The following is a 24,355-nucleotide window of genomic DNA, read 5'->3' on the forward strand; positions in this document are numbered from 1 at the left end:
CCCGGTGGCTGACCTGCGGGGGTGAGATCCCTCCCGGACGGGCGGTTCAGGCGCCGGCCGGGGTCTCCGGATCCGGCCCCGGGGTGGGGGCGGACGGCGACGTCGGGGTCGTCGGCGTCGTGGGGGTCGTGGGGTCCACCGGGGTCACCGACGTCGAGGGGGTCGTCGGGGTGTCCGTCGGCAGCGGTGCCGGCGGGGTCGGCGTCGGCCCGGTGTCGAGCGCCTCCGTCGGCGACGGCGTGGCCCCGGACACCGGGACGGTGCCGACCGCCAGGGCACCCACCTCCGCGGTGGCCACCGGCGCTGCGCTGCCGGTCGCCGCGGGGTCCCCCGCTGTCGGCGCGGGGGTGGCCGCCGGAGGCAGCACGGCAGGACCGGCTGTCGGTGGGGGCGGCGTCGGCGGGGTGCCGGGCAGCGGGGACACCCGCCCCGGGCCCGTGCCGGCGGTCCGCGGCGGCGCCTCGTCGACCGGGCTCTGCACGGCCGCCGTCCCCACGGCTGAGGGGGGCGCCGTCGTCGGGACGCCGGTGGCCAGCGGGACGACCGCGGGCGGGGAGTCGACGGCGGCCGGGGTGCCGATCGAGGCCGACGCCGTCGCCGGGCCCGGGGCACCCGGCCCGGTGGAGGCGAGCAGCGCACCCAGGACGACGACGCCGGCCGCGAGCAACGCGGCGAGCACCCGACCGGTCACCGGGGTCCTCGGTGGCACCTCCGGCGCGCGGACGGCGCGGGCCGGCTCGTCGCCGCTGACCCACTCCGGGAGCCAGGAGGCGTCCCAGCCGGTCTCCTCGCGGACGTCCACGGCGGCCTCCTCGGGGGTCGCGGTGGGCGGCGGGCGCCGGACCCGGCAGCGCACCGGGCCATGGTGCCCAGCGGGGGCCGGCGACACCGGCAGGCCGGGCGGGGACGGGTTGCCGAGCCCCGGACGCCGCGCCTGTCAGCTCTCGCCCGCCGGTCCGACCGGGGTGGCGTGCCGACGCACCCAGCCGTGCATCGCGATGCCCGCAGCGACACCGGCGTTCAGCGAGCGGGTCGACCCGTACTGGCTGATGGACACCGTCAGGTCAGCGCCGTCCCGCGCCTGCGCCGTGAGCCCGGGGCCCTCCTCGCCGAAGACGAGCACGCACCGCTCGGGCAGGTCCACCGTCTCCAGGGGCACCGCCCCGGGTCCGTTGTCCACCGCGACGACCGTCAGGCCGGCCCCGGCGGCGAAGGCCAGCAGCCCGCCGACGTCCGCGTGGTGGCGCAGGTGCTGGTAGCGGTCGGTGACCATGGCACCCCGGCGGTTCCAGCGCCGTCGGCCGACCACGTGCACCTCGGCGGCCAGGAAGGCGTTCGCGGTCCGGACGACGGTCCCGATGTTGAGGTCGTGCCCGAAGTTCTCGATGGCGACGTGGAAGGGGTGCCGCCGGGTGTCCAGGTCGGCCACGACCGCCGCCATCGACCAGTACCGGTAGCGGTCCACCACGTTGCGCCGGTCACCCGCAGCCAGCAGCTCACGGTCGTAGCGCGGGTCCTCGGGCCAGGGACCCACCCACGGCCCGACCCCGACCGAGGTGCCCCACTCGGTGGGTCCCGCGGCCTCGTCGAGCGGTCGGTCCGCCGGGTCAGCCTCCACGCCACCAGCCTGGCACGGGTGGACAGGCGCGGGGTGGACAGGTGGGGGTAGACACGGACCGTGCTGCTCCACCTCGCCACCCCGTCCGACTGGTCCGCCGCGCAGGCCGCCGGTGCCGTGCACCCGCTGCCCGCCGTCGGCTTCGTGCACCTGTCGACCCCCGAGCAGGTGCACCTGCCGGCCCAGCGGCTCTTCGACCACACCGACGACCTGCTGCTGCTGGTCCTGGACCCCGACCGGCTCGGGGCTCCGGTCCGGTGGGAGCCCGGCGTGCCCGGTGACCCGGCCAGCATGGTGTTCCCGCACCTGTACGGACCGCTGCCCGTGTCGGCGGTGACGACCGTCGTGCCGTGGCCCCGACCGCGGGGGCCACAGGACCTGCCGGCCCTGGACTAGGCCGGGACGATCGCGGTCAGCAGCAGGTAGGACACCACCGCGGCCGGCAGCAGGGAGTCCATCCGGTCCATCAGGCCGCCGTGCCCGGGCAACAGGGTGCCCATGTCCTTGATGCCCAGGTCGCGCTTGAGCAGGGACTCCCCCAGGTCGCCCAGGGTGGCCGTCAGGGCCATGGCCACACCGAAGACGACGCCACCCCACCAGGGACCGTGGAAGGTCAGCGTCACCAGCAGCACACCGGCCAGCACGCAGGCCGCGACCGACCCGGCCAGCCCCTCCCAGGACTTCTTCGGGCTGACCGAGGGCGCCATCGGGTGCTTGCCGAACAGCACGCCCGCGGCGAACCCGCCGACGTCGCTGCAGACGACGGTGACGATGAAGGCCAGCACCCGGGCGACGCCGTCCTCGGGCACCAGCAGCAGCACCGCGAACCCGGCCAGCAACGGCACGTAGAGCGCCACGAACACCGCCGCGGACGCGTCGCGCAGGTAGCCGCTCGGGCCGTCACCCAGCCGCCACAGCAGCACCGCGAGGGCGGTGAGCAGGAAGCCGACGACCAGCCCGGAGGGCCCACGGGTCCAGGCCAGCCCGATCATCAGCAGGCCCCCGACCAGCACCGGCGGCAGCGGCGGGCGGTGCCCACCGGCGTCCAGGGCCCGGGTCAGCTCGGTGACGCTGACGACCACCGCCAGCGCGATGACGACCAGGAACGCCGGCCGGTAGAGGAACAGGGTGGCCAGCACCACGGCGCCCAGGCCCAGACCCACGCCGACGGCCGAGGCCATGTCGCGACCGGCCCGGCCGGCGCGCGGGGCACCCGAGGGCGTGTCCCGCGGGGCGGCACCGGTGGCCTCCGCGCCGAGCGCGCCGGGCAGCGCGGTCAGCGGCGGCTCGTCGACGTCGTCGGTGACCGGGGTGGCCGGGGGCGGCACCTCGGGGAGGTCCCCGGTCCGGGCCACCGGCTCGTCCCCGGGACCCGGTGCCGGGAGGCCGCCGTCGGCGCCGTGCCCCCGGTCGCCCGGTGCGGGGTCGGGCTCGCGGCCTGGGCCGTCGGTCACGCGGTCGACCTCCTGCAGGGCGATCAGCGGCATGGGGCCGGTGTCCCCGGGCTCGGCGTAGCCCGCCCGGCGACCGCTGCCCGCCCCCCGGCGCGCAGGACTCCCCGGGCCGGGGTCGAGCGGGTCGGGCGGGCTGGCAGGCATGGTGGCGCGTCCCTCGGGGTGGGTCGACTCAGACGTCGAGCAGCTCGGTCTCTTTGTTCTTCATGGCCTCGTCGATGCCCGCGACGTGCTGGGCGGTCAGGTCGTCGAGCTCCTTCTCCGCGCGACGGACCTCGTCCTCGCCGGCCTCGCCGTCCTTGTTTATCCGGTCCAGCTCCTCCTTGGCCCGGCGACGGACGTTGCGGATGGCGACCTTGGCGTCCTCGCCCTTGCTGCGGGCCTGCTTGACCAGGTCCCGGCGACGCTCCTCGGTCAGCTGCGGGAACACGACCCGGATCAGCTGCCCGTCGTTGGTCGGGTTCACCCCGAGGTCGGAGTTGCGCACGGCCTTCTCGATGGCCTGCAGCTGGCCTGCGTCGTAGGGCTTGATGACGGCCATCCGCGCCTCGGGGATGGTGATGGAGGCCATCTGCGGCACCGGGGTCATCGCGCCGTAGTAGTCCACGGCGATCCGGTTGAACATCGACGGGGCGGCGCGCCCGGTGCGCACCGATCCGAGGTCCTCGCGGGCGACCGACAGGGCCTTGTCCATCCGCTCCTCGGCGTCGAGCAGGGTGTCGTCGATCACGGTGTTCTCCTCCTGGGGGCCGGCGGGCCGGCCCGGTGGTACGAGCGGGTGGTCAGCGTGCGGGACGTCCTACCCCGGAACGCTCCGGGTCAGGCGGGACGACTGATCAGCGTGCCGATCTTCTCACCCGCCACCGCACGGGCGATGTTGCCGTCGCGGAGCAGGTTGAAGACCACGATGGGCATGCGGTTGTCCATGCACAGGCTGATCGCGGTGGCGTCGGCGACGGCGAGCTGGTCGGTGAGCACCTTCGCGTAGTCCAGGTCGGTGTACATCGTGGCGGAGGGGGTCGTCCGCGGGTCGGCGTCGTAGACGCCGTCGACGCCGTTCTTGCCCATCAGCAGCACCTGGCACTCGATCTCCAGGGCGCGCTGGGCGGCAACGGTGTCGGTGGAGAAGTACGGCATCCCGGCCCCGGCCCCGAAGATGACCAGCCGCCCCTTCTCCAGGTGCCGCATCGCCTTGCGCGGGATGTAGGGCTCGGCGACCTGGCCCATGGTGATCGCGGTCTGCACCCGGGTCTCGATGCCGGCCTTCTCGCAGAAGTCCTGCAGGGCCAGGCAGTTCATGACCGTGCCGAGCATGCCCATGTAGTCGGCGTGCCCCCGGTCCATCCCGGCCTGGGAGAGCTCGGCACCCCGGAAGAAGTTCCCGCCGCCGACCACGATGGCCACCTGGGTCCCCCGGGCGACCACGACGGCCAGCTGCTCGGCGATGTCCCGGATGATCACCGGGTCCACCCCGACCTTGCCACCCCCGAAGGCCTCACCGGAGAGCTTGAGCAGCACCCGGTCGTAGCCCCCGACGTCGGCGGCACGGAAGGCGGTGGGCGCCGAGAGGGGCGGGGTCTGGGTCACGGGGGTCCTCGTCTGTGGTGCCGTGGGGTTCTGGACGATCCTGCCGCACGGCTCGGTGCCGGTGCGGCCGGTGGTGCCGGACAGACCACCGGCCCCGTCCCTGGGCAGGGGCGGGGCCGGTGGCTGCGTCCGGGTGTGGCTCAGGCCTGGCCGACCTCGAACCGGGCGAACCGGTCGACGGTCAGACCGGCCTCGTCGATGACCTGCTTCACCGTGCGCTTGGGCTCGGTGATGGAGGGCTGCTCCAGGAGGACGAAGTCCTTGTAGTAGGCGTTGACCCGACCCTCGACGATCTTGACGATCGCCTGCTCGGGCTTGCCCTCCTCCTTCGCGGTCTGCTCGGCGACGCGACGCTCGGTCTCGACCGTCTCGGCCGGGACCTCGTCGCGGGTGAGGAAGCGCGGGCGGGCGGCGGCGATGTGCATCGCCAGCGACCGGGCGGCCTCCTCGGTGCCGGCCGAGTACTGCACCGCGACACCGATGGCCGGGGGCAGGTCGGTGGCCCGCTTGTGCAGGTAGACCGCGGTCGGGCCCTCGAAGACGACGAAGCGCGAGAGCACGAGCTTCTCGCCGATCCGGGCGGACTCGCCCTCGACCAGCTTCTCGACCGTCTGGCCGTCGACCTCGGTGGCCAGCAGCGCGGCGGCATCCGCCGGCTTGCTCTGCAGCGCGATGTCGAGCAGTCGCTCGGCCAGCGCGGCGAAGTCGGTGTTCTTGGCGACGAAGTCGGTCTCGCAGTCGAGCTCGAGCAGCGCGCCGTCGCGGGTGACGACGAGGCCGTTGGTCGTCGAGCGCTCCAGGCGCTTGCCGACGTCCTTGGCGCCCTTGACGCGCAGGATCTCGATGGCCTTGTCGTAGTCGCCGTCGGACTCCGTCAGGGCCTTCTTGCAGTCCATCATGCCGGCGCCGGTGGCGTCGCGCAGACGCTTGACGTCGGTCGCTGTGACAGCAGCCATGTCACTTCCTCTTCTGTGCGGTGCTGGGGGCGGCCCCGTCCGTCCGGCGCGGCGAGCGCGCGGGGCCGGGGCCCTTCGGGGGTGCTGGGGACGTGCGGCGGCGCCGCCCCCCGGTCCGGTGATGGACAGGGGGACGGCGCCGTCGTGTCACGCCTGGGTGGTGCCGGACTCCGCGGTGGCCTCGGCGGCGGGCTCGCCCGCGTTGGGGGCCTGCTCGGAGGGGGTGACGACGGCGTCGGCAGCGGGGGCGTCGGCAGCCGGTGCGGCAGCGTCGGCCGGGACCGAGCTGTCGGCCGGGGCAGCGGCGTCGGCGCCCTGACCGCCGGTCAGCAGCTCCTTCTCCCAGTCGGCCAGCGGCTCGGCCGCGGGGGTGCCCGCCTGGGCGTCCTCGCCACGACCTGCGTTGGCCTGTGCGGCCGAACGGGCCATCAGGCCCTCGGCGACGGCGTCGGCGATGACCCGGGTGAGCAGGGCGGCGCTGCGGATGGCGTCGTCGTTGCCCGGGATCTTGTAGTCGACCTCGTCGGGGTCGCAGTTGGTGTCGAGGATCGCGACGACGGGGATGCCCAGCTTGCGGGCCTCGCCGACGGCGATGTGCTCCTTCTTGGTGTCGACGACCCAGACCGCGCTCGGGACCTTCTTCATGTCCCGGATGCCGCCGAGCGAGCGCTCGAGCTTGGCCTTCTCACGCGAGAGGAGCAGCTGCTCCTTCTTGGAGAGGCTGACCAGCGAACCGGTCTGCTCCAGGTCCTCGAGCTCCTTGAGGCGCTCGAGCCGCTTGTAGACGGTCTGGAAGTTGGTGAGCATGCCGCCCAGCCAGCGCTGGTTCACGTAGGGCATGCCGACGCGGGTCGCCTGCTCGGCGATGACCTCCTGCGCCTGGCGCTTGGTCCCGATGAACATGATCGAACCGCCGTGGGCGACGGTCTGCTTCACGAACTCGTAGGCCTGGTCGATGTAACCCAGCGTCTGCTGGATGTCGATGATGTAGATGCCGTTGCGCTCGGTGAAGATGAAGCGCTTCATCTTCGGGTTCCAGCGACGGGTCTGGTGCCCGAAGTGGACCCCGCTGTCGAGCAGGTTCTTCATGGTGACGACTGCCACGGGGCGCCGCCTCTCTGTGTGCGTGCGCAGCCCCCGGCCCTCCGGCCGGTCGACCGCACTCTCGGTTGACGCGGGCACCTCGTGGTGCACCGCCCTGGCGTCCCGGCGGGCCACTCCCCCGACGAACGGGACCGAGGTGACGACCGCCCCACCGCGTGGCGGTGGGATGGGGACGCGCGAAGTCGACCGGTCCGGAGACCGGTCGCGTCCCTCAGCATACGCCCTCGGAGGTCGCGCTCCCCGCCGGTCCTCCACAGGCCGACCCGCCGTCCACAGGTTCGACGCTCGGCGTCCCGGCGACCGGGGGCGGGCGAGGCTGCCGGGGTGTCCCCCGACCCGCTCCTCCCCCCACGGACCGCGGTCGGCCGACCGGTGTCGCTGCTCGCCCTGACGCTGCTGGCCGTCCTCCTGGTGGGTCCCGGGTCACCGGGACCCGCCCGTGCCGGCCCCGCCGTCGTCCCGGCGCCGGCCGGGCTGTACGGATGGCCGCTGAGCGGCACCCCGCCGGTGGTGCGGGCCTTCGACCCGTCGGTGACGCGCTACGGCCCGGGCCACCGCGGTGCCGACCTCGGTGGTGCCGACGGGGCGTCCGTGCTGGCCGCCGGCGCCGGCACCGTGGCCTTCGCCGGGATGGTCGCCGGTCGGCCGGTCGTCAGCGTGGACCACCCCGGCGGGCTGCGTACCACCTACGAACCGGTCACCCCGCTCGTCTCGGCGGGCCAGACCGTCGTCCGCGGCTCGCCGCTGGGCACCCTGGTGGCCGGTCACGAGGGCTGCCCGGCCGCGGCCTGCCTGCACTGGGGCCTCCGGCGGGGCGAGGTGTACCTGGACCCGGTGATGCTGCTGGTGCCCCCGAGGGTCCGGCTCCTCCCGTGGGAGGGCCCGGGACGGTCAGTCGCGGTGCCAGTGCGCGAAGCCGGCCGCCGAGGTGGCCAGGACCAGCAGGGACAGCACGGCGCTGCGCGTCCTCGTGTCCCCGCCCCGGGTGGCGACGAGCACGGCGGCCGCGTCGACGCCGGTGAGCAGCAGCGTCACCTCGGTGGTGCGCTGCGCCTGCGGCGGGGGGCTGACCAGCAACGCCGCACCCATCGCGATGTTGCGCGCGGCGACCAGCCGGACGAGCAGGGGCAGAGCGCGGTCCTCGTGGGTGGCCCGGGCGTCCACGCCGAGCAGGCGGGCCATCCGGCGAGGGGCGAACAGCGCGACGGTGCCCAACCACATCGACAGCGAACCGATGGACAGGCGGGTGGTCACCCAGGGGTCGGTCATGCCGGGGCCCTTCCCCGGTCGCCGGGGGCTCCAACTGCCGAGGCGGGGCCCCGCCCGGCGGCGAGCACCAGCACGACGGCCAGGAACGGCAACGTCACCGCGCTGGCGGCCACGTCGCTCACCGCCGCGACGGAGAAGGCACCCACCGAGGGTGCCTCCAGCGGCCCCAGCACCCGGCCGACCCCGAGCGCGGCCACCGAGGCCGGCACGGTCAGCAGCGCGGAGACCGCACCGCCGGCCAGCACACCGGCCAGCACCGTCCCCGGCGCCCGCCGGACGGCGTCCCACCCCGCACGGGTCCCCCGGACCAGGGCGCCCGACCACCGGCTGCCGCCACCCACCCCCAGCACCCGGACCGCCACCCCGGTCACCCACAGCTGGGCCACGGTCGCCGTCAGCACCCCGACGACGTCCACGGCGAGGGCCGCTCCCCGACCGGGGACGTCCCAGACCAGGACCTGGCGCAGCACGTCGGGCACCGTGTTGACCAGCGTCGCGACGAGGGCCGCCGTGTAGAGCGCGCCTGCGTGCCGGCGCACCAGGCCCAGCGCGACAGGAAGGACACGGCCCGGCGGCCGGGACGGCGCAGCCAAGGTCACCGGCGGGTCGCCACGCCCAGCAGCCAGCAGCCCCCGGCCCGGCTGCGGTGCCGACGGGCGGGGACGTCGAACCCGGCGCCCTCCAGGGCGGCGAGCAGCTCGTCCTCGGTGAAGCGGTCCGCCGGGTGGCGCGAGACCGCACGCAGCACCGGGTTGTCCACGAACCGGGCCGTCATCTCCGCGTAGGCCAGCTGCCCGCCGGGGCGGAGGACCCGGGCGTACTCGGCGACCGCAGCCGGCCAGTCGACGACGTGGTGCAGCGTGTGCAGGGAGACGACCAGGTCCACCGCGTCGTCGGCCACCGGCAGCGCAGTGGCGTCGGCGCGCTCCACCCGCACCCGGTCACCCAGGTCGGCGAGCGCCCGGCGGGAGGACTCGACCGAGGCCTGGTGCAGGTCGAACGCCCGGACGTCGTCGGCCCCCAACCGGGTCACCGCGACCCGCGCCCCCAGCCCCCGCCGTCCGGTGCCGACGTCCAGTGCGGTCGTCCCGCGGGCACCCAGCTCGGACAGCACCCGCCCCTCGACCCCGAGGCCGATCCGGAACCGCAGCCGGGAGTCGACCCAGACCCGGTTGGCGTCCACGTACGTCGGCGGCGGGGTGCGTCGGGGGCGGTCCGGGACACCCGGGGACGGTGTGGGGCGCGGGGTCGTCGTGCGGGCGGTCTCGGACGCGGTCACCTGCGCACCGCTACCCGGGACCCCCGGGCCGACACACCTCGGGGCGGCTCCCGGCCGGGACCCGCCCCGAGGTCGGCGGTTGGTGCGGGAGCTCAGGTGCGGGAGCTCAGGTGCGGTGGGCTCAGGTGCGGTGGGCTCAGGCGATGTCGGCGAGCTTGGTCCGCAGGTGCAGCACGGCCTTGGTGTGCAGCTGGCAGATCCGGCTCTCGGTGACGCCGAGGACGCGGCCGATCTCGGCCAGGGTGAGCCCCTCGAAGTAGTAGAGGCTGACCACGACCTTCTCCCGGTCGGGCAGCTGCTCGACCGCACGGGCCAGCAGCTGACGCGCCTCGCCGTGCTCGGCCATCGCCTGCGGGTCCAGCGCCGAGGAGTCCTGCAGGGTGTCGACCAGCCGGGGGGCGCTGCCGTCGTCGTCGCCGAGCAGCTCGTCCAGGGCCACGACGTTGACCAGCGACAGCTGCCCGAGGAACTTGCGGATCTCCTCGACCTCGACGCCCATCTCCGCGGCGACCTCGCTGTCGGTGGGGCTGCGCTGGAGCTTGGTCTCCAGCGAGGCGACGGTCCGCTCGAACTCCCGGGCCCGCATCCGCACCGAACGCGGGATCCAGTCGGTGGAGCGCAGCTCGTCGATGATCGCGCCCCGGATGCGGGCCATCGCGTAGCTCTCGAACTTGACCTCGCGGGAGGGCTCGTACCGGGTGATCGCGTCGATGAGGCCGAAGGTCCCGTAGGACACCAGGTCGGCCTGCTCGACGTGCGCGGGCAGACCACTGCCCACCCGGCCTGCGACGTACTTGACCAGCGGCGCGTAGTGCAGGATCAGCCGGTCCCGCAGGCCGGAGTCCCGGCCCGCGACGTAGCGCGCCCACAGGTCGGCCAGCGCGGCGTCGGCCGGGTCGATCGTCTTCTGCGCCGCGGCGGCCGGCTGGCCCTCCGCGGTCGCGTCGTCGGCGCCGAGGCGGCGCACCGGTGCCTCAGGCACGGACCCGCCCCCGCGCGGTCGTGCTGTGCCGACTCATCCCCGTCACTCCGTCGTCCCCCTCAGGCTCGTGGGTGTGCTCGCGCGTGGACCGCCCGGAGCCGTTCGACCGTCACGTGCGTGTACACCTGCGTCGTCGCGAGGCTAGCGTGGCCGAGCAGCTCCTGGACCGACCGGAGGTCGGCGCCCCCCTCCAGGACGTGGGTGGCGGCCGAGTGACGGAGCCCGTGCGGGCCCACGTCGGGGGCCCCGGGCACGGCCGCGACCGCGGTGTGCACCACCCGGCGGGCCTCCCGCGGGTCGAGCCGGCCGCCGCGCACCCCCAGCAGCAACGCGGGACCACTGGTGGGCCGGGCCAGCACGGGGCGCCCCGAGCTCAGCCAGGCGTCCAGCGCGGCACCGGCGGGCAGGCCGTAGGGCACCGACCGCTCCTTGCGCCCCTTGCCCAGCACGCGCAGCAGCCGGCGGCCGCGGTCGACGTCGTCGACGTCGAGGCCGACGAGCTCACCGACCCGGACGCCGCTGGCGTAGAGCAGTTCCACCACCAGCGTGTCGCGCAGCGCGACGGCGGCCACCTCGGGTCCAGCACCGGCGTCGGCGGGCGGCTCGGGCCGGTGGTCGAGGACGGCGCGGGCCTGGTCGGCACCGAGCACCTCGGGCAGCGTCCGGTGCGCCTTGGGGCTGGCCAGCCGCAGCCCGACGTCGTCGGGGGTCAGGCCGGTGCGCCGGAGGTGGGCGGTGAACGACCGCGCCGAGGCCGCCCGGCGGGCGGTGGTGGTCCGCCCGTCGCCGCGCGTACGCCCCAGCGCCAGCCAGCTGCGCAGCACGGCCAGGTCCAGGTCCCCGACCCCCCGGCCCCCACGTCGGGTGAGGTGGTCCAGCAGGGACACCACGTCGCCGGTGTAGGCCCGCACGGTGTGCTCGGACAGGTCGCGCTCCAGGCGGAGGTGGTCGGCCCAGGCGTCCAGCGGCTCGGTGAGCGCCGGGGGCAGGGCCGCGCGCAGCGTCGCGGTCCGACTGGTCACCGGTCGAGCCTGCGCCGCGCCCGGGGCCGGGTCAACCAGCCGCGCCGCCCACCGCGGCGTCCCGGGTCACCCGCCACCCGGTCCCGGTCCACTCGACGAGGCCGGTCAGCTCCAGGGCGGGCAGCACCCGCAGCACGTCCAGCTCGCTGCAGCCGGCCGCGACGGCCAACCGCTCCGGGGGCACCCCCACCCGCACCGGGCAGGCGTCCAGCACCCGCCGGGCGATGTCGGACAGCTCGTCCCGCGGGCCGGTCGAGGTCACCGCGACCGCGGCCAGGTCGGTGCCCAGGTCACCGACCGCCTCGACGACGTCGGCCGCGGAGGTGACCAGCAGGGCCGGCTGCTCCCCCGCCCGCATCAGCTGGTGGCACCCCACGCTCAGGGCGCTGGTGACCGGCCCGGGCACGGCCATGAGCACCTTGCCCAGCGACCGGGCCCGGTGGGCCGTGGCCTGCGCCCCCGAGCGGGCGGCCGCCTCGACGACGACGGTGCCCCGGGTGAGCGCGGCGATGAGCCTGTTGCGGACCAGGAACCGATGACGCAGCGGGGCACAGCCCGGGGGCCACTCGCTGACCAGCAGGCCGTCCTCCAGGACCCGGTCGAAGAGGCGGGCGTGGCCGGCCGGGTAGGGCCGGTCCACCCCGCAGGCGAGGACGACGACGGTCGGCCCGCCGGCGGCGACCGCACCCCGGTGGGCCGCGGCGTCGATGCCGAACGCCCCGCCGGACACGGTGGTGAACCCCCGGCCGGTGAGGCCGTGCGCGAGATCGCCGGCCACGTGCTCGCCGTAGGCGGTGCTCGCCCGGGACCCCACGAGGGCCACCGAGCGGTCGACGAGGGCGTCCAGCCGGGCCGGACCCCGCACCCACAACGCCAGCGGGGGCACCAGGGCGGTGGTGCGGTCCACGCCGGCGGGCTGCCGGTCGGCGGCCAGGGTGAGGCTGTGCAGCGGGAGCGCGGGCCACTCGTCGTCCTCGGGGGTGACCAGCCGGGCGCCGAGCACGTCGGCCCGGCGCAGGTCCTCCACCGACCGGTCCTCCCCCGCCCGGGCACCGACCAACGCCTGCAGCCGGGACGGCGCGGTCTGCCCGGCCAGCGCCTGCGCGGCACCCACCGGACCGTGGTGCTCGACCCACCGCCACAGCTCGGTGCTGCCCGGCTCGACCGCCCGGGTCAGCCAGGCCCGCGCCCGACGGCGGAGCTCGGGGTCCGCGGGGTCGCCACGCAGTGCCGTCGCCAGGTCGGCGGTCATGCCGTCACCCGCTGCAGCCGCAGCCCCAGCGCCTCGGTGACCTCGTCGGTGCCCGGGACGTCACGGCCGGCCAGGTCGCTCAACGTCCAGGCGACCCGCAGCACCCGGTCGAAGCCGCGCAGGGACAGGGCCCCGCGCTCCAGGGCCCGCTCGGCGAGCACCAGAGCGGCCCGGGGCACCGGCCAGCGCTCGCGGAGCAGCCGGCCGGGCACCTCCCCCGTCGTCCGCAGGCCCGTGCCGGCCAGCCGTTGCGCGGCGACCGCCCGTGCCGCGGCGACCCGGGCCGCCACCACCGCGGTGGCCTCCGGGGCGGCGACGGCGTCCAGCCAGGCCGCGCGGGTGACCGGCGGCAGCTCCACCCGCAGGTCGATGCGGTCCAGCAGGGGCCCGGACAGCCGGGAGCCGTACCGGCGGCGTTCCAGCGAGCTGCAGGTGCAGGCGGTGTCCCCGGCGGCGCTGGCGCACGGGCAGGGGTTGGCCGCCAGCACCAGCTGCACCCGGCACGGGAACGTCGCCGACCCGTGCGCCCGGTGGATCGTCACCGACCCGCGCTCCAGCGGCTGGCGCAGCGTGTCGAGCACCGCGCGGGGGAACTCGGGCGCCTCGTCCAGGAACAGGACCCCGGCGTGGGCCCGGCTCAGCGCGCCCGGCCTGATCTGCCCGGACCCGCCGCCCACCAGCGAGACCGTCGTCGCCGAGTGGTGGGGGGCCTCGAAGGGCGGCCGGCTGACCAGCGGCGCGCCGCCGGGCAGCGTGCCGGCCACCGAGGCGATCGCGGTCACCTCGGTGGCCGTCGCCTCGTCCAGGGGCGGCAGGAGCCCGGGCAGCCGTTCGGCGAGCATCGTCTTGCCCGCCCCGGGCGGACCGGACAGGAGGAGGTGGTGCCCACCCGCCGCGGCGACCTCGACGGCCCGGCGGCCGGTGGCCTGCCCGACCACGTCGGCGAGGTCCGGGCCGGGCGGTACCGGAGGGCCGGGCGCCCGGACGTGCGCCGCGAGCCGCCGCTTGCCCGAGAGATGACCCAGGACCTGCCCGAGGTCGTCGACCGCGACCACCTCGGTGCCGGGCAGCAGCGCGGCCTCGTCGGCGTTCTCCGCCGGCACCACGACGCGCCGCCGACCGGCACGTGCAGCGGCGAGGACCGCCGGCAGCACCCCCCGGACCGCGCGGACCCCGCCGTCCAGCCCCAGCTCGCCGAGGAAGACGACGTCGTCCGCGCAGCCCTCGGGCAGGGTGCCGGACGCGGCGAGGACGGCGACCGCGATGGCCAGGTCGAAGCCGCTGCCCTGCTTGGGCATCGAGGCCGGGGACAGACCGATGGTGACCCGGCGCTGCGGGAAGTCCAGACCGGTGTTGCCCAGGGCCGCGCGGACGCGGTCCAGCGACTGGCGGACGACCGCGTCGGGCAGCCCGACCAGGACCGTGCCGGGCAGCCCGTTCGCGATGTCGACCTCGACCTCGACCAAGGCCCCGGTGACGCCGGCCAGCCCGACCGACCAGGTGCGGGCCAGCATCAGAACGCCGCCGGCAGGTGGGTGACCTCGGCCGGACGGCCCGGGCGGACCAGCACCGCCACCACGTCGAAGCGCAGCTCGCGGGCGTGGTGGTCGTGTGCGGCGAGCCACTGCAACGCCAGGGAGCGCAGCCGCTGCTGCTTCAGCGGGGTCACCGCGGCGGCGGGGAACCCGTACCCGGTGCCCCGGCGGGCCTTCACCTCGCAGAAGACAATCGCGTCGCCGTCCCGGGCCACCACGTCCAGCTCACCGTGCCGCGTCCGCCAGTTGCGGTCGAGCACGGTGAGCCCGCGGTCGGTCAGGTACCCGACGGCGAGCTGCTCCCCGAGGGCGCCCAGGGCGGCACGGGTGAGCGGGGGCGGGGGTCTGGTCTCGCTGCTGGCCACGCCGCGAGCCTGGGACCCCGGCGTCCCGCGCGGGGCGCCGTCCGCGGGTCTGTGGACGCGCCCCCCACGTGTGGACGACGGCGGGCGCGACCACCCGCGGTGTGCTCAGCGGGGGTCAGGTGATCCGGGGGTTCTCCGGCAGCTCGAGGTCGGGCTTGTCCAGCTCCTCGACGTTGACGTCCTTGAACGTCACGACCCGGACGTTCTTGACGAACCGGGCGGGGCGGTACATGTCCCACACCCACGCGTCGGACAGCTTCAGCTCGAAGTAGACCTCGCCGGCGGCGTCCCGGACCTGCAGGTCCACGCTGTTGGCCAGGTAGAACCGGCGCTCGGTCTCCACGACGTAGGAGAACTGCCGGACGATGTCCTTGTACTCGCGATAGAGCTGCAGCTCCATCTCGGTCTCGTACTTCTCGAGGTCCTCGGTGCTCATCGCAGGTGCTCCACGGGCGTCGGGGACTGGTCCACCGGCCCATCATCGTGCATGCCGGCGGCCGGTGGCACCCAGCGCCCGCGCGCGGCGTGTGCGTCGCGGGCCCGGACCACGTTGACGAAGCGGGACCGGTGCTCGGAGCAGGGGCCGTGCCGGTCCAGCGCGGCGGTGTGCAGGTCGGTCGTGTAGCCCTTGTGGACGTCGAAGTCGTACTGCGGGAAACGCTGGTGCAGGTCGACCATCATGCGGTCCCGGGTGACCTTGGCCAGCACGGACGCCGCGGCGACGCAGGCCGCGACCCGGTCGCCCTTCCACACCGCGAGGGTGGGCTGGGCCAGGCCGGTGACCGGGAAGCCGTCGGTCAGCACGTAGTCCGGGGTGAGCCCCAGGGTGGACACCGCCCGGCGCAGCGCCTCGATGTTGGTGACGTGCATGCCGCGCGCGTCCAGCTCGGGGACGTCGACGACCACCACCGACCAGGCGAGCGCCCGGTCGATGACCTCGTCGTACACCTTCTCGCGGGTGGCCGCGGTCAGCAGCTTGGAGTCGGCGAGCCCGGGGACCCGGCCGCGACGCCCGGCAGGCAGGACGCAGGCGGCAGCGACCAGCGGGCCGGCACACGCGCCGCGGCCGGCCTCGTCGGCACCGGCGATCGTGGTGAACCCGCGACGCCGCAGCGAGCCCTCCATCGACCAGAGCGCGTCGGTCCGGGCTGTGGAGGGGGCGGTGCGGGTCCGGGTGGCGTTCGGAGTGGCCATCGCCGACCGACCCTACGACGCACCACCGACACGGCGGCGGGCACCGCGTGGGGCACGGCGGGGGGCACGGCGGGGGCGAGGCCGGACGAGCCACGAGCCGGCCCGCGGGGGAACGGGGGCCGGCTCGTGGTCCTGGGTCGTCCGGCGTGCCGGACGAGGGTGGGCGGTCGGGCCGCCGAGGAGGCGGACGGCCCGGCCGCACCGGGGAGGGGGCTCAGACGGTCCCGGACGCGGCGGCGACGGCGGGGTCGACGTCGAGGGTGGCGCCGGGGGCCGACAGCGCGTGGCTGCCGCAGGAGCAGCCGGGGTTGCGGGCCGAGAGGACCAGCGAGACGGCGTGCGCCCGGTCGCGGGCACCCAGCTTGCGCAGGATGGCCTTGACGTGGGACTTGACGGTGTCCTCGCTGATGAACAGGTTGCGGCCGATGGCCCGGTTGCTCTGGCCCTGGATCAGCTCGTCGAGGACGTCGGACTCGCGACGGGTCAGCGGCACCGAGGGGGTGAGCTCCTTGACGGCCGGGGCGGTGGCGGACTCGGTGCGGCGGATCTGCGGGTCGACGACGGTGCGCCCGGCGCGGGCGGCCAGCACGGCCCAGCCCAGCAGGGTGGGCGAGGTGTTCATGAGCAGGTAGCCCCGGACACCGGCGGCCAGGGCCTCGTTGACCACGGCGGGGTCCTCGGAGGTGGCCAGCGCGACGATGGCGACGCGGGGGTAGCGGCGACGCAGGTCGCGGCAGGCGTTCAGGGTGGCGGCGCGGCCGGCGCCCAGCTCGACGATGACGGCGTCGGGGCGGGCGGACTCGACCAACGTCAGGGCCCGGCGCAGCTCGCCGGGGGTGCCGACGGCCTGCATGCCGGCCGTCTCGTTGACCATGCTGACCAGGCCACGGCGCAGGACCGGGGCGTCAGCGAGCAGGAGCACGCGGGTGACGCCGCGGGTGGTGCTGACCGTGGGGGTGGACATCGCTGACTCTCCGTTCGGGGATCGGTGACTCTCAGCTCTGTCATCGACCGGGTGAACGGAGTACTTGAACAACTTCTGCAGATCACTTTCTGCAACCCGCGCAGATCATGCCCAGGCTGCCGGACCCCACGGTCCGGTGACTCGTCCAGGTCGTCCGCGTGTCGGCTGGACGACCGGCGGCTCAGTCCTCCCGGTTGCGCCCCGGACGGGTCCGCGGCGCCGGCCGCAGCCGCCGCCAGCCGGTACCCGGCGGACGCCGCGAGGGCCCGGTGGCGACCACTCGTCGCCGGCGGGACCGCCGCCGGGCGGCGACCGGCACGGCACCGGCCAGCCCCAGCAGCAGGGGTGCCGCAGCCACCACGTCGGCCTGCACCCCGCTGACCACCGGTGCGCCGGCGGCCTGCTGCTGGATGTCGGGGCTGTCCAGGAAGGTGAAGCGGCTGACCGGCCACACGATGACCGAGGCCTTGCCGATGACGTCGTCGACGGCGATCGTGCCGCTGTACTGGTCGCTGACGTGCGACCGGGAGTCCGCGGAGGCGGAGCGGTGGTCCCCCATCACCCACAAGCGGCCCTCCGGGACGGTCACCGGACCGAAGGCCCGGGTCTCCAGGGGGGTGTTCTCGTAGATGTAGGGCTCGTCCAGGGGCTCGCCGTCCACCAGGATGCGGCCCTGGTCGTCACAGCACTGCACGGTCTGGCCGCCGACGGCGATGACCCGCTTGACGTAGTCGTCCTCGCTGGGCGGCGCGACACCGATCGCCCGGCCCAGGAACAGGGCCGCGGAGGAGAACCAGTTGCCCGGCTCCGCGACGTCGACCTCGGGGGTCCAGGTGTCCGGCCCCTCGAAGACGACGATGTCCCCGGGCTCGGGCTCGGAGAACCAGTACGGCGGCTTGGTCACCAGCACCCGGTCCCCGGTGCACCCCGTGCACCCGTGCAGCGTGGTCTCCATCGACCCCGACGGGATGAAGAACGCCTGCACCAGGAAGGTCTTCACGAGCAGGGCCAGCACGAAGGCGACCACCAGCAGGACCGGCAGCTCCTTGAGCAGCGAGCCCTTCTTCTGGTCCTCATCACGCGCCCGGCGGCGGGCTCGGCGGGAGGAACGGGGGTCGTCCGCGGCAGTGGACTCGTCCGCGTCGGCGGGCCCCGCGGGCCGGTCGGTGCTCATCGCGTCGAAGCGTACGTTCCCGGGCTGCCCACCCCGCACGACGCAGCACGGCCCGGCTGCGTGTCGCAGCCGGGCCGTGCTGGGTGGTGCTGGTGGAGCGGGAGAGCAGTCGTCAGCGGACGACGGCCTCGCGCTTCTCCTTGATCTTGGCGGCCTTGCCGCGCAGGTCGCGGAGGTAGTACAGCTTGGCGCGACGCACGTCACCGCGGGTCAGCACCTCGATCTGCTCGACGACGGGGGTGTGCACCGGGAAGGTGCGCTCCACGCCGACGCCGAAGCTGACCTTGCGGACGGTGAAGGTCTCGCGGATCCCGCCACCCTGGCGACGGATGACCGCGCCCTGGAAGACCTGGATGCGCGAGCGGGTGCCCTCGATGACCCGCACGTGCACCTTCACGGTGTCCCCGGGGCGGAAGGCGGGGATGTCGTCGCGCAGCGACTCGGCGTCGAGGGCGTCCAGGGTGTTCATCGCAGCAGTCCTCAGTCCTAGCGGTGTCGGTACTCGGGCTGCACTCACGCCAGGTGCGCGCAGCGTTCCCCGGTGGGTTTCCGATCCGGGGGGCCGCGGCTCCGTGGGAGCGGCAGCAGCAGCCCCCTACTGTGCCACAACCAGGTGGGCCGTGACGCAGCGGCCCTGTGATCTCAGGTGTCGACGACCCGTGGCGGCCCGGTCCAGGGTCCTGCCAGCAGCTCGGGCAGCAGGGTGGCGAGGTCACCCGGGGCGAAGGCGGCGGGTCCCGCCGCGACCTCCTCCACGCTCCACCAGCGGTGCGGCTCGTCGCCCAGCAGCTCCAGCTCGGTCCGCCCGGATGCGTCCACGACGTGCTCGACGTCGCGCAGGACGAAGAAGGTCTCGCGGCTGTCCACCACCCGGTCGCCGAAACTGCCCAGGTGCCGGCGCAGCCAGACCGGGCCCTCCAGCGCCGTCGGCTCGACCACCAGCCCGACCTCCTCGGCGAGCTCGCGGGCCGCGGCCACCCGCAGGGACTCGCCGGCCTCCACTCCCCCGCCCGGCGTGTACCAGAACAGCACGTCCCCGGGGACGGCGTCCGGGGCGGTCAGCCGGGCACCGAGCAGCAGCACGCGGCCCGCCGGGGAGAGCACCAGAACCCGGGCGGTCGGCCGCACCCAGGGCGGGGTCACGCGTCGGCGTCCAGCGCGGCGCGGTCGGCGGCGGACAGCTCGACCCCGGCCAGCAGGTCCGGCCGCCGGTCCGCGGTGCGCCGCAGGGACTCGGCCCGCCGCCAGCGCGCGATCGCGGCGTGGTCGCCGGACAGCAGCACCGGAGGGACGTCGTGGCCGGCCCAGGAGGCCGGACGGGTGTAGCTGGGGCCCTCGAGCAGACCGTCGGCGTGCGAGTCGAACTCCACGGACTCGTGGTTGCCGACGACGCCGGGGATCAGCCGGGTGACCGCCTCGACCATGACCAGGACGGCGGACTCCCCGCCGGCCAGCACGTAGTCCCCGATGGAGACCTCGGAGACCGGGCCCGCGTCGGCGGCCCAGTCGGCCACCCGCTGGTCGATGCCCTCGTAGCGCCCGCAGGCGAAGACCAGGCCGGGCTCGGTGGCCCACCGCGCCGCGACCGCCTGGGTGAAGGGCCGCCCCGCGGGGGTGGGGACGACGAGCCGGGTGCCGGGCGGGCGGACGTCGGTCAGCGCCCGGGCCCAGGGCTCGGGGCGCATGACCATGCCCGGCCCCCCGCCGTACGGGGAGTCGTCCACGGTGCGGTGCACGTCGTCGGTCCACTGCCGCAGGTCGTGCACGCCCACCGAGACCAGCCCGCGGGCCGCGGCCTTGCCCAGCAGCGACTGCCCGAGCGGGGCCAGGTACTCCGGGAAGATCGTGACGACGTCGACGCGGAAGGGCGCGCTCACAGCTCGAGCAGGCCCTCGGGCGGGGTGAGCACGACGTGGCCGGCGGCGAGGTCCACGGTCGGCACGATCGCCGACACGAAGGGGACCAGCAGCTCGCTCACCCCGGGCCGACGGACGACGAGCAGCTCGGTGCCCTCGTGCCGGACACCGGTCACGGTGCCCACGACGGTGCCGTCGGTGAGCTGGACGTCCAGGCCGACCAGCTGGTGGTCGTAGAAGGAGTCCGGGTCCTCGAGCTCGGGGAGGTCGGCGACCTCGACCACGAGCAGGGTGTTGCGGTAGGCGTCCGCGGCCTCGCGGTCGGCGAGCTCGATGCCGTCCACACCGGCGATCCGCAGCAGCAGCGTGCCGGAGTGCCAGCGCTTGCCCACCACGGTCAGCGGACCCCGCTCAGCGGGCTCGGTCCGCAGCGCGGTGCCGGGGGCGAACCGCAGGTCGGGGTCGTCGGTGCGCACGTCGACGGTGACCTCACCGCGGACACCGTGGGGCCGGCCGATGCGGCCGACCACCACGGTGTCCTCGGGTGCCTGGTGGGGCACGGGTCCCGGCGAGCGCGGGGTGGTGCTCAGCGCCCGTCGGTGTCGACGACGTCGACCCGCAGGCCACGTCCACCGACACCGGTCATCACCTGGCGCAGCGCCTTGGCGGTGCGCCCGCCGCGGCCGATGACCTTGCCGAGGTCCTCGGGGTGCACCCGGACCTCGAGGGTCTTGCCGCGGCGGCCGTTGACCAGGTCGACGGCGACGTCGTCGGGGTTGTCGACGATGCCCTTGACCAGGTGCTCGAGCGCTTCTTCGAGCACGGTTACTCGGCGGCCGTCTTGCCGGCGGAGCCGTCGGCAGGGGCGTCCTCGGCCAGCTTGGCCTCGGCCTCGGGAGCGGCCTCGTCCTTGACGGCGGCCTTCTTCTTCGGGGTGGTGGCGCCGGCGGCGGGCTCGTCGGCGGCAGCGCGGGCGGCGGCCTCGTAGGCGGCCTTCTTGTCCGGCTTGGGCTCGGCGACCCGCATCGGGGCGGGGGCGGGCTCGCCCTTGAACTTCTGCCAGTCACCGGTCACGCGCAGGATCGCGGCGACGGCCTCGGTCGGCTGGGCGCCGACGCCGAGCCAGTAGGCGGCGCGCTCGGCGTCGACCTCGATGAAGGAGGGGTCCTCCTTCGGGTGGTACTTGCCGATGGTCTCGATGGACCGGCCGTCCCGCTTGGTGCGGGCGTCGGCGACGACGATGCGGTAGTAGGGCGCGCGCATCTTGCCGAGACGCATGAGCTTGATCTTGGTGGCCACGGTGTGTGGTGTGCTCCTCGTACGAGATCGTGGGTGCCCGCCCGGAGGACGCGTGGGGGTACGCCTGGGCGGTGCGGCTGGACACGCGCGACGACGGAGAGAGGGCCGCCTGCCGACGTGTTCGACCAGCCATGATGCCAGACGTGAGCCACGACGTCGGACCCGCGCCCGGATCAGACCTCGTACCAGCACCCTCGGCGGTCGGGTTGCTGCACCACGTGGAGCTGTGGGTGCCCGACCTGGCCCGGGCGGAGCGCTCCTGGGGGTGGCTGCTCACCGAGCTCGGCGCCGCCTCGTTCCAGTCCTGGGAGCACGGGCGGTCCTGGCGGGCCGGGGACGTCTACGTCGTCCTGGAGCAGTCCCCCGACCTGACCGGCGACGTGCACGAGCGCCGTCGTCCGGGGCTGAACCACCTGGCCTTCCACGTACCGGGGGTCCGCCTGGACGCCGTGGTCGAGGCGGCCCCCCGGTACGGCTGGGCCCTGCTGTTCGGCGACCGGCACCCCTTCGCCGGCGGCCCGGGCCACCGGGCTGCCCACCTGGAGGACGCGGACGGCTTCGAGGTGGAGCTGGTCAGCTCCTGACGGCGGTGACCACCGCGGCGGCGGCGCCGTCGACGGCGATCTCGGTGCGCTCGCCGGTCGCCCGGTCGCGCAGCTCCAGCACGCCGTCGGCCAGGCCGCGGCCGACGGTGACGATGGTCGGCATGCCCAGCAGCTCGGCGTCCTTGAACTTGACCCCGGGGCTGACCTTGGGCCGGTCGTCGAGCAGCACGGTGAGCCCGGCGGCGACCAGCTCGGCGGCGAGGGACTCAGCGGCTTCGAGCACCGCGGCGTCCTTGCCGGTGGCCACGACGTGCACGTCGGCCGGGGCGATCTCGCGGGGCCAGACCAGACCGAGCTCGTCGTGCATGGACTCGGCGATGGCGGCGACGGCGCGGGAGACCCCGATGCCGTAGGAGCCCATGGTGACGGTGACGAGCTTGCCGTTCTCGTCGAGCACCTTGAGGTCCAGGGCCTCGGCGTACTTGCGGCCGAGCTGGAACACGTGGCCCATCTCGACGCCGCGGGCGAGCTCCAGGGGGCCCGAACCGTCGGGTGCCGGGTCGCCGGCGCGCACCTCGGCGGCCTCGATGGTGCCGTCCCAGGTGAAGTCCCGGCCGGCGACGAGGTCGAAGACGTGCTTGCCGTGCTCGTTGGCCCCGGTCACCCAGCGCGAGCCGGGGACGACGCGGGGATCGACCAGGTAGCGGATGCCCGAGGCGGACCCCTCCCCCAGCACCTGCGGCCCGATGTAGCCCTTGACCAGCGCGGGGTTGCCGGCGAAGTCGGTGAAGGGCTCCACCTCGGCGGGGGCGACCTGGGCCTCGAGCCGCTTGGTGTCGACCTCCCGGTCACCGGGCAGGCCGATGACGACCGGCTCGACCGTGCCGTCGGGGTGCCGCAGGGTCACCACGACGTTCTTGAGCGTGTGGGCCGCGGTGTAGCCGACATCGGGGAACCGCGCGACCGCGACCGCGACCAGGGTCTCGATGGTCGGGGTGTCCGGGGTGTCCTCGACGTGCGCGGCGGGCAGCCCCTCGAACGGCACCGACTCGGGCACCACGGTGGTGACGGCCTCGACGTTGGCGGCGTACCCGCCGGCCGAGCGGACGAAGGTGTCCTCACCGATGGGGGTGGGGTGCAGGAACTCCTCGGACCGCGAGCCGCCCATCGCCCCCGAGGTGGCGGAGACGATGACGTACTCCAGGCCCAGCCGGTCGAACACCCGGGTGTAGGCCTCGCGGTGCGCGGCGTAGGAGCGCTCCAGGCCGGCGTCGGAGACGTCGAAGCTGTAGCTGTCCTTCATCACGAACTCGCGGGTGCGGAACAGCCCGGCGCGGGGCCGCGCCTCGTCCCGGTACTTGGTCTGGATCTGGTACAGCGAGACGGGGAGGTCCTTGTAGGAGCCGTAGAGGTCCTTCACCAGGAGCGTGAACATCTCCTCGTGCGTGGGACCGAGCAGGAAGTCGCCACCGCGGCGGTCCTGGAGGCGGAAGAGGTTGTCGCCGTACTCGGTCCACCGGCCGGTGGTCTCGTAGGGCTCGCGGGGCAGCAGGGCCGGGAAGTGGACCTCCTGGGCGCCCATCGCGTCCATCTCCTCGCGGACGACGCGCTCGACGTTGCGGAACACCCGCCAGCCCAGCGGCAGCCAGGTGAAGCCACCGGGCGCCGAGCGCCGGATGTACCCGCCGCGCACGAGCAGGCGGTGGCTGGGGACCTCGGCGTCGGCCGGGTCGTCGCGCAGGGTGCGCAGGAACAGGGTGGACATCCGCAACAACACGGCGGTGAGTCTGGCAGGCCCCCGCGCCCGCCCCTCAGACGACCCGGCCGCGCAGCACCGTCAGCTGGGGGTCGTCCAGGGCCGACAGGTCCGCCCGGGGGTCCCGGTCGTAGCGGACCAGGTCGGCCGGGGCCCCTTCGGTGAGCCCGGGCAGCCCCAGCCACTCCCGGGCCGCCCAGGACCCCGCGGCCAGCGCTGCCTCCGCAGGCAGGCCGGCCGCGTGCAGGGCGCGGATCTCGTCGGCGATGACGCCGTGGTCGATGCCGCCGCCCGCGTCGGTGCCGGCGAAGACCGGCACCCCCGCCTCGTACGCAGCCCGGACGACGGCGCCCGAGGAGGCGTACAGCCGCCGCATGGTCGAGGCGTAGGAGGGGAACTTAGACTCCCCCGCCGCGGCGAACCCGGGGAAGTTCTCCACGTTCACCAGCGTCGGGACGACGGCGGTGCCCTGCTGCGCCATGGTGGCGACGAGGTCGTCGGTGAGCCCGGTGCCGTGCTCGATGCAGTCGATGCCGGCCCCGATCAGGTCGGGCAGCGCGTCGGTGCCGAACGTGTGCGCGGTGACCCGGGCGCCCTCGGCGTGCGCCGCGGCGATGGCTGCGGTGAGCGCCTCGGCCGGCCACAGCGGACCCAGGTCGCCCGCGCCGCGGTCGATCCAGTCCCCGACCAGCTTGACCCAGCCGTCCCCGGCGCGGGCCTGGGTGCGGACGGCCTCGACCAGGTCCTCGGGCTCGACCTCGACGGCCAGGCCCGGCAGGTAGCGGCGGCTGCGGGCCACGTGCCGGCCCGCGCGCAGGATCCGGGGCAGGTCCTCGTCGTCGTCCAGGGCGCGGGTGTCCACCGGGGAGCCGCAGTCCCGCAGCGCCAGGACACCGGCGGCCCGCTCGACCAGCGCCTGCTCCCGGGCCGCGGCCAGGTCCTCGACGTTGCCGCCGCCCCGGGCGATACCGACGTGGCAGTGCGCGTCGACCAGGCCGGGCAGCACGAACCCGCCCCGGGCCACGGTCTCGGCGCCGGGCACCGGTTCGGTGGTGAGCCGCCCGTCGCGCACCCACAGGTCACCGGTGACGCCGTCGGGCAGCATCACGACCCCGGACAGGTGCAGCGCGGGCGGCGTCACCGG

29 protein-coding genes and 1 pseudogene are annotated in these 24,355 nt (G+C 75.1%); 3 read left to right on the top strand and 27 right to left on the bottom strand.

The genetic code is table 11. From position 1 onward, the window contains the following. Nucleotides 1-46: 46 nt before the first annotated feature. Nucleotides 47-856 (bottom strand): hypothetical protein, encoded by an 810-nt coding sequence (locus ASG41_RS00170; RefSeq protein ID WP_056288041.1) that lies wholly within the window; start codon nucleotides 854-856, stop codon nucleotides 47-49. A gap of 81 nt (nucleotides 857-937) precedes the next feature. Beyond that, nucleotides 938-1,618, bottom strand: coding sequence for an RNA methyltransferase (locus tag ASG41_RS00175; RefSeq protein WP_056288044.1), 681 nt, complete (start codon nucleotides 1,616-1,618; stop codon nucleotides 938-940). A gap of 60 nt (nucleotides 1,619-1,678) precedes the next feature. Between ASG41_RS00175 and ASG41_RS00180 the strand changes: the two genes are divergently transcribed. Then, nucleotides 1,679-2,014: a DUF952 domain-containing protein gene (locus ASG41_RS00180; RefSeq protein WP_056288047.1), complete on the top strand. Its 336-nt coding sequence runs from the start codon at nucleotides 1,679-1,681 to the stop codon at nucleotides 2,012-2,014. Here ASG41_RS00180 and ASG41_RS00185 read toward each other — a convergent pair. From ASG41_RS00185 to rpsB, 5 genes are all read right to left on the bottom strand, one after another. Then, complete coding sequence (locus tag ASG41_RS00185; RefSeq protein WP_082556425.1) at nucleotides 2,011-3,216, bottom strand: phosphatidate cytidylyltransferase; 1,206 nt, start codon at nucleotides 3,214-3,216, stop codon at nucleotides 2,011-2,013. The two genes, ASG41_RS00180 and ASG41_RS00185, sit on opposite strands and share 4 nt — an antisense overlap. 28 nt (nucleotides 3,217-3,244) lie before the next feature. Continuing rightward, the gene (gene frr / locus ASG41_RS00190; RefSeq protein WP_056288050.1) at nucleotides 3,245-3,802 is read right to left on the bottom strand and encodes a ribosome recycling factor; all 558 of its coding nucleotides are present in this window, start codon (nucleotides 3,800-3,802) and stop codon (nucleotides 3,245-3,247) included. A gap of 89 nt (nucleotides 3,803-3,891) precedes the next feature. Continuing rightward, a complete protein-coding gene (pyrH, locus tag ASG41_RS00195) occupies nucleotides 3,892-4,659 on the bottom strand; it encodes a UMP kinase (protein ID WP_056288055.1) in 768 nt (255 codons plus the stop codon). A gap of 140 nt (nucleotides 4,660-4,799) precedes the next feature. Beyond that, on the bottom strand, nucleotides 4,800-5,615 hold the full coding sequence (gene tsf / locus ASG41_RS00200) for a translation elongation factor Ts (protein ID WP_056288058.1): 816 nt from the start codon (nucleotides 5,613-5,615) through the stop codon (nucleotides 4,800-4,802). Nucleotides 5,616-5,762: 147 nt separating this feature from the next. Beyond that, a complete protein-coding gene (rpsB, locus tag ASG41_RS00205) occupies nucleotides 5,763-6,719 on the bottom strand; it encodes a 30S ribosomal protein S2 (RefSeq protein WP_056288060.1) in 957 nt (318 codons plus the stop codon). Between the two features lie 531 nt (nucleotides 6,720-7,250). On the opposite strand from rpsB, the pseudogene ASG41_RS25015 reads away from it, so the two are divergent. Continuing rightward, a pseudogene (locus tag ASG41_RS25015) lies at nucleotides 7,251-7,541 on the top strand (peptidoglycan DD-metalloendopeptidase family protein); the annotation flags it as partial. 69 nt (nucleotides 7,542-7,610) lie between these two features. Here ASG41_RS25015 and ASG41_RS23355 read toward each other — a convergent pair. The 18 genes from ASG41_RS23355 to rpsP all read right to left on the bottom strand — a co-directional run bounded on the left by ASG41_RS23355 (nucleotide 7,611) and on the right by rpsP (nucleotide 20,910). Then, nucleotides 7,611-7,988, bottom strand: coding sequence for a DUF4267 domain-containing protein (locus tag ASG41_RS23355; protein WP_056288064.1), 378 nt, complete (start codon nucleotides 7,986-7,988; stop codon nucleotides 7,611-7,613). Next, nucleotides 7,985-8,527 (bottom strand): hypothetical protein, encoded by a 543-nt coding sequence (locus tag ASG41_RS23360; RefSeq protein ID WP_056288067.1) that lies wholly within the window; start codon nucleotides 8,525-8,527, stop codon nucleotides 7,985-7,987. Before ASG41_RS23360 ends, ASG41_RS23355 begins: the two co-directional genes overlap by 4 nt. 56 nt (nucleotides 8,528-8,583) lie before the next feature. After that, nucleotides 8,584-9,267: a class I SAM-dependent methyltransferase gene (locus tag ASG41_RS00220; protein ID WP_082556426.1), complete on the bottom strand. Its 684-nt coding sequence runs from the start codon at nucleotides 9,265-9,267 to the stop codon at nucleotides 8,584-8,586. Nucleotides 9,268-9,403: 136 nt separating this feature from the next. After that, nucleotides 9,404-10,249 (bottom strand): RNA polymerase sigma factor WhiG, encoded by an 846-nt coding sequence (gene whiG, locus ASG41_RS00225; RefSeq protein WP_235564242.1) that lies wholly within the window; start codon nucleotides 10,247-10,249, stop codon nucleotides 9,404-9,406. A 59-nt stretch (nucleotides 10,250-10,308) separates the two neighbouring features. Beyond that, nucleotides 10,309-11,271, bottom strand: a complete 963-nt coding sequence (locus ASG41_RS00230) for a tyrosine recombinase XerC (RefSeq protein WP_082556427.1) — start codon at nucleotides 11,269-11,271, stop codon at nucleotides 10,309-10,311. 31 nt (nucleotides 11,272-11,302) lie between these two features. Beyond that, entirely contained in the window at nucleotides 11,303-12,523 is a 1,221-nt protein-coding gene (dprA, locus tag ASG41_RS00235; protein WP_056288072.1) for a DNA-processing protein DprA, read from the bottom strand. Beyond that, nucleotides 12,520-14,037, bottom strand: a complete 1,518-nt coding sequence (locus ASG41_RS00240) for a YifB family Mg chelatase-like AAA ATPase (RefSeq protein ID WP_056288075.1) — start codon at nucleotides 14,035-14,037, stop codon at nucleotides 12,520-12,522. Before ASG41_RS00240 ends, dprA begins: the two co-directional genes overlap by 4 nt. Further along, entirely contained in the window at nucleotides 14,037-14,423 is a 387-nt protein-coding gene (locus ASG41_RS00245) for a YraN family protein (RefSeq protein WP_056288078.1), read from the bottom strand. Before ASG41_RS00245 ends, ASG41_RS00240 begins: the two co-directional genes overlap by 1 nt. Nucleotides 14,424-14,538: 115 nt before the next feature. Then, nucleotides 14,539-14,859 (bottom strand): DUF2469 domain-containing protein, encoded by a 321-nt coding sequence (locus tag ASG41_RS00250; protein ID WP_056288081.1) that lies wholly within the window; start codon nucleotides 14,857-14,859, stop codon nucleotides 14,539-14,541. Further along, the gene (locus ASG41_RS00255) at nucleotides 14,856-15,617 is read right to left on the bottom strand and encodes a ribonuclease HII (RefSeq protein WP_056288084.1); all 762 of its coding nucleotides are present in this window, start codon (nucleotides 15,615-15,617) and stop codon (nucleotides 14,856-14,858) included. Before ASG41_RS00255 ends, ASG41_RS00250 begins: the two co-directional genes overlap by 4 nt. A 214-nt stretch (nucleotides 15,618-15,831) precedes the next feature. Continuing rightward, a complete protein-coding gene (locus ASG41_RS00260) occupies nucleotides 15,832-16,581 on the bottom strand; it encodes a response regulator transcription factor (RefSeq protein WP_056288087.1) in 750 nt (249 codons plus the stop codon). A gap of 181 nt (nucleotides 16,582-16,762) precedes the next feature. Further along, nucleotides 16,763-17,755 carry a signal peptidase I gene (lepB, locus tag ASG41_RS00265; protein WP_056288090.1) on the bottom strand — a complete coding sequence of 331 codons (993 nt, stop codon included), beginning with the start codon at nucleotides 17,753-17,755 and terminating at the stop codon, nucleotides 16,763-16,765. Nucleotides 17,756-17,867: 112 nt separating this feature from the next. Beyond that, nucleotides 17,868-18,224: a 50S ribosomal protein L19 gene (gene rplS / locus ASG41_RS00270; RefSeq protein ID WP_056288094.1), complete on the bottom strand. Its 357-nt coding sequence runs from the start codon at nucleotides 18,222-18,224 to the stop codon at nucleotides 17,868-17,870. Between the two features lie 173 nt (nucleotides 18,225-18,397). Beyond that, the gene (locus tag ASG41_RS00275; RefSeq protein ID WP_056288099.1) at nucleotides 18,398-18,898 is read right to left on the bottom strand and encodes an NUDIX hydrolase; all 501 of its coding nucleotides are present in this window, start codon (nucleotides 18,896-18,898) and stop codon (nucleotides 18,398-18,400) included. Further along, nucleotides 18,895-19,632, bottom strand: a complete 738-nt coding sequence (gene trmD / locus ASG41_RS00280) for a tRNA (guanosine(37)-N1)-methyltransferase TrmD (RefSeq protein ID WP_056288103.1) — start codon at nucleotides 19,630-19,632, stop codon at nucleotides 18,895-18,897. The genes ASG41_RS00275 and trmD overlap by 4 nt, the downstream gene beginning before the upstream one ends. Next, the gene (gene rimM, locus ASG41_RS00285; protein ID WP_082556428.1) at nucleotides 19,629-20,171 is read right to left on the bottom strand and encodes a ribosome maturation factor RimM; all 543 of its coding nucleotides are present in this window, start codon (nucleotides 20,169-20,171) and stop codon (nucleotides 19,629-19,631) included. Before rimM ends, trmD begins: the two co-directional genes overlap by 4 nt. Nucleotides 20,172-20,197: 26 nt before the next feature. Then, nucleotides 20,198-20,434, bottom strand: a complete 237-nt coding sequence (locus ASG41_RS00290) for an RNA-binding protein (protein ID WP_056288107.1) — start codon at nucleotides 20,432-20,434, stop codon at nucleotides 20,198-20,200. A gap of 2 nt (nucleotides 20,435-20,436) precedes the next feature. Continuing rightward, a complete protein-coding gene (gene rpsP / locus ASG41_RS00295) occupies nucleotides 20,437-20,910 on the bottom strand; it encodes a 30S ribosomal protein S16 (protein WP_056288112.1) in 474 nt (157 codons plus the stop codon). A gap of 143 nt (nucleotides 20,911-21,053) precedes the next feature. Here rpsP and ASG41_RS00300 point away from each other — a divergent pair, with 143 nt between their 5' ends. Beyond that, nucleotides 21,054-21,494: a VOC family protein gene (locus tag ASG41_RS00300; protein WP_235564248.1), complete on the top strand. Its 441-nt coding sequence runs from the start codon at nucleotides 21,054-21,056 to the stop codon at nucleotides 21,492-21,494. Here the strand turns inward: ASG41_RS00300 and ASG41_RS00305 are convergent. Next, entirely contained in the window at nucleotides 21,484-23,220 is a 1,737-nt protein-coding gene (locus tag ASG41_RS00305; RefSeq protein ID WP_235564252.1) for a proline--tRNA ligase, read from the bottom strand. The genes ASG41_RS00300 and ASG41_RS00305 overlap by 11 nt on opposite strands. A 46-nt stretch (nucleotides 23,221-23,266) precedes the next feature. Further along, nucleotides 23,267-24,352 carry an amidohydrolase family protein gene (locus ASG41_RS00310; RefSeq protein ID WP_235564253.1) on the bottom strand — a complete coding sequence of 362 codons (1,086 nt, stop codon included), beginning with the start codon at nucleotides 24,350-24,352 and terminating at the stop codon, nucleotides 23,267-23,269. Nucleotides 24,353-24,355: the final 3 nt, after the last annotated feature.

This window comes from Modestobacter sp. Leaf380 (assembly GCF_001424485.1).
Lineage (GTDB): Bacteria > Actinomycetota > Actinomycetes > Mycobacteriales > Geodermatophilaceae > Klenkia.